Genomic DNA, 3,746 nt, shown 5'->3' on the forward strand with positions numbered 1-3,746 from the left:
TTGCCTTTGAAGGCAACGAGTAAAAGCATCATGAGAAGGAGCATTAGCTATGTCTGGATAACATCTAGCAGCTTCAGTACAGCTAAAAACGTTAGAAGCCGCAATGAGAAAATTAATGTAGGCAATGTCGGTACACTTAGGTGGATTTATGTCCATAACTCCGTACGTTTTTAGAGAAACACTAAGCCATAAGTATATTTATAAAGATATCAAGTTTTCGGCATTTTAACTGCGTAAGTCCTATTTATTTCTATTTCTTTTCCTGTTTCCTTTTCCATTTCTTTCTCTGGATTTTTATCTTTAGCTTTGATAGAGGTACTTTCATCAGAAATATCTTCTTTTCCTGAGTCTTTCTTGAAATCAGTCATATTTCACCCCTCCGTAACGAAAAGCAGTCCAATAAACATGTTTATCTGAAAATATAAACATCTTTCTGGAAATTTAATTATGGCAATTGTAAATATTTTGAAATGCTCCTATATTAAATAAGCTTGCTCAGCAGCATATTTTATTAGAGTTGCCCTAATTCACATATGCATTAAAATTCGTAACAGATAACGAACAATAAAACAATATCTTGACAGGTTAGGCTGGTCTATCTGGAATTTTAGTCTATCTGGAATTTTAGTCTATCTGGAATTTTAGTCTATCTGAAATTTTAGTTTATCTGGAATTTTGATCTATCGGGATTTTAGTCTATCAGGAATTCATGTTCTATCAGGAATTCCGGTTATCGTATGTGCCAAATATGACCTTGAATATAACCTGACTTCAGAAGAAACGGATGCTGTTTCGGACCACTATCCAGTTTATGCGGAATTTGTTTTCGATTCCACGGAGGCCTGACAGGATCAATTGAATCGGATACTGAGAATTACTTTTTATCTCTACGGCTCTCTGTCACCTTAAGCTAAGAAAACGGCATGCTCCTCTCAGCACAGTATCAACTCCCTGGTGCAGTTTAAACTCACAGAACTCAGGCTTGAAATGGAGTATTCGAAAAAGAAAAATCAGACTGCATTGAAAATAAAAAGCCGAAACATCCGGAAAATAATAACGTCAAAAGTCCGGAAAATAAAAAGTTAAAGTATCTGGAAAGGAAAATAACGCAGGACTGGCTGAGTTTTTTCTTTTACCAGACAGTGTTGTTTTTCAGAGTTGCTAGAATGTTTGTGAACTCGTTACTGAACCTGCAATTGCCAAAGTCTGGAGAATTCAGAATGTTCTTCTTTATTTCCTGCAGTCCGATCAGGAGAGTTATATCGTCGCTGTATTCAAATCCTCCATCGGATGCCGTGATGTTTTCGGTAAGGACGTCAAGAAGCCTCGGGTCAAGGTCATTTGTAATGTATGTGTCCAGAATCAGAAGATCCGAAATTCTCTTGTAGAAGTCGATGAGCTCCTGGTAACCTGATATCGCGTAGGTTTTTGCCATCTGTTTTTGCCTGTTCAGGTAAATCAGGTAACGGGAGATTGTGCTTATAACATTCTCGATACCCTCTTTTTTAGGGAACGCGATTGGGAACCTTTTCAGCATTTGTGAATTAAGTTTGACTCTGCTCTGTACCTCTTTGCGTCTCCAGACCTCAGGAAAAGCCTTTGCTATTGAAGAGTTGAGTACGGCCGTAACATAAAGATAGAGTGTGGGATCTCCGAGAACGACACCTACTCCATTCGCAAAAACATGCTTTCCGGTCGGATCATATGAGGCATGAAGGCGAGAGTTGCTGGTAATGATGATTTTAGGTGTGTTTATATACCGCAGGAAACTTTCATTTTCGAAACGGTAATCAGCCGAAATGAGTTCCTGTGTTTTGGCCTCAGATGGCTGTTTGATTTCCATTAGCTGTTTATAAGCTACAGGAAACTTTGCTTTCAGTTCTTCGGGCTGGAATATCCTGTATTCTTTCCTTATGTTATTGTCAAGGATTTCATAAGGCACCATAAACTGGTATTGAGTTGACTGAACCGCAAATTCATTCGGAACGGAATCATCTACATAAGGGTACATTAGTTCTTTTTCCATACCTGCCTGTTCTATACCCACATTTATGTGGGAGTCTTTGCAGACGCAGGATGCATCTATGCAGTTCTCGCTTGAAAGGCCAGCTTTTTGTAAAAAATCATTTGTAGGGGGTACACCTTCAAAAACTTCTATTGAAATGTCTTCCAGGGTTCTAGGGATTTTGCTCAGCCTTTCTACAATATAGTCCTTACTCCAGAACATATATTTCACTTCTTTTTTATATATATAGGGAATTCTGGGTAAATGGTTTCTTTGTTGTGGGTTGGGTTCTCAAAAATTCGTTTTTGATTTTGAGGCACCTGATTGTTAACTCCTCAGAATCTCCATATTAAACTTTGAATATACCTCTTAATATAATAATTTATTCATAATAAAGGTTAACAAATGAAACCGAACTTTTTAAGTTAACATGAAAAAGTGAGAACTAACGCCATTGATTGATATCCGTTCTTTCAGGAAAAGGCAGTTTTTTCAATATAAAGGTGATTATTCCAGGTTTACAAACCTGAAAAAACTCTCAATGCCTTTCTTGCATTATCCAGCATATTATGGTCGTTGTTGAAATAAATGTAGGTCTTCTCAGGCTCGAATTCATAAATTTCCCTGATAGTTTCGCTAATTTCCGCCTGAGAATAATCGTAACTGTACCAGCCTTCTCTTCCGTGCATTCTCATATACACGTTTTTTCCGGGGAAGATGCGATTTTTGTAGTCAGGTGAGTCAACGGACACAAGGGTCACTTTCCTCATTAGCTCTTCACACGCCTCATCATTTCCCAGCAGGGCTTTATTCCTTATCTCCAGGGCAAACCGTTTCCCAAGTTTTGCGGCTTCTGCAAACCTGAGTGTCCTTTCGAGATCATCAAACTTTGGAGGCACCTGAAATAAGTAAAAATCAATGAGATGGTCCATGGGTCGGAAAAGCTCAAGGAAATTTTTCAGAGTTTCCAGGGAACTTTCACTGAGTTGTCGCCAGTGGGTTATAGACCTGTGCACCTTTATGCTCCATCGGAGTTCAGTCCCCTTCCTGTTCCAGCCTTCAATCTGCTCAGGCGAGGGAAACCTGTAATAACTGGCATTAAGTTCAACACTGTTCAGCCCGGAATTCTGGACAAACCAATCAAGGTTCTTCTTTTTGTTCCAATCATAATACCAGCCGCTTGTACCCACAAATGCCTCCATAAAATTCCCTTTTATAGATCGGTCTGATAGCAGATCTATTTTTAGCTTATTCCTGCTTATAAGCGAAAAAGCTGGTGAGCGAAAAACTGCTGCCGGATTGCAGAAACTTAAGAGAAAAAAATTGGTGCAAGATTGCAGGCACTTGAGCACGAATTTGCCTATAATACTATTTTTACTGAGTCATCAGGTAATTAAAGCAAGTTTTTATCATATAACATAAAACATGTTCAATACACCATGGCATGTGCAGGTAGTAGCAACGAAAAAATCCCTGTCCTCAAGGTTTTCAAATCTTTTTTCACTTCTGTTTATATTCCATACTTTCCATAAGGCACCAACCAGAGAAGTTAAGACGGCAGTAAGCTGTGAGTTTTTCTTATTTTCTTGCGTGAAGATTAATCTTGGCTACAGATACACAAGTAAAATTCCAGTACAATTACAGTATAATTGGAATAATTACAGCTTTAATCTTGGTTACAGATACACAAGTAAAGTTACAGTACAATTACAGTATAATTGTAATAATAACAGCTATAATC

The 3,746-nt window shown here is 38.1% G+C and carries 4 protein-coding genes and 1 pseudogene; 1 reads left to right on the forward strand and 4 read right to left on the reverse strand.

What is annotated here, in order from left to right; translation table 11 throughout:
* Both A9239_RS20395 and A9239_RS19480 read right to left on the reverse strand, forming a co-directional pair.
* Nucleotides 1-156: pseudogene (locus A9239_RS20395) on the reverse strand (IS701 family transposase); the annotation flags it as partial.
* 53 nt (nt 157-209) lie between these two features.
* Nucleotides 210-368, reverse strand: coding sequence for a hypothetical protein (locus A9239_RS19480; RefSeq protein WP_155400469.1), 159 nt, complete (start codon nt 366-368; stop codon nt 210-212).
* A 307-nt stretch (nt 369-675) separates the two neighbouring features.
* Here A9239_RS19480 and A9239_RS19485 point away from each other — a divergent pair, with 307 nt between their 5' ends.
* The gene (locus A9239_RS19485; RefSeq protein WP_155396446.1) at nt 676-846 is read left to right on the forward strand and encodes a hypothetical protein; all 171 of its coding nucleotides are present in this window, start codon (nt 676-678) and stop codon (nt 844-846) included.
* A gap of 286 nt (nt 847-1,132) precedes the next feature.
* On the opposite strand, the gene A9239_RS09400 is transcribed toward A9239_RS19485, so the two are convergent.
* Both A9239_RS09400 and A9239_RS09405 read right to left on the reverse strand, forming a co-directional pair.
* Nucleotides 1,133-2,227, reverse strand: coding sequence for a hypothetical protein (locus A9239_RS09400; protein WP_048116944.1), 1,095 nt, complete (start codon nt 2,225-2,227; stop codon nt 1,133-1,135).
* Between the two features lie 296 nt (nt 2,228-2,523).
* Nucleotides 2,524-3,207 (reverse strand): DUF72 domain-containing protein, encoded by a 684-nt coding sequence (locus A9239_RS09405; protein WP_048155708.1) that lies wholly within the window; start codon nt 3,205-3,207, stop codon nt 2,524-2,526.
* Between the last annotated feature and the right edge of the window lie 539 nt (nt 3,208-3,746).

Source organism: Methanosarcina sp. A14 (assembly GCF_001729375.1).
Classification (GTDB): domain Archaea; phylum Halobacteriota; class Methanosarcinia; order Methanosarcinales; family Methanosarcinaceae; genus Methanosarcina; species Methanosarcina barkeri.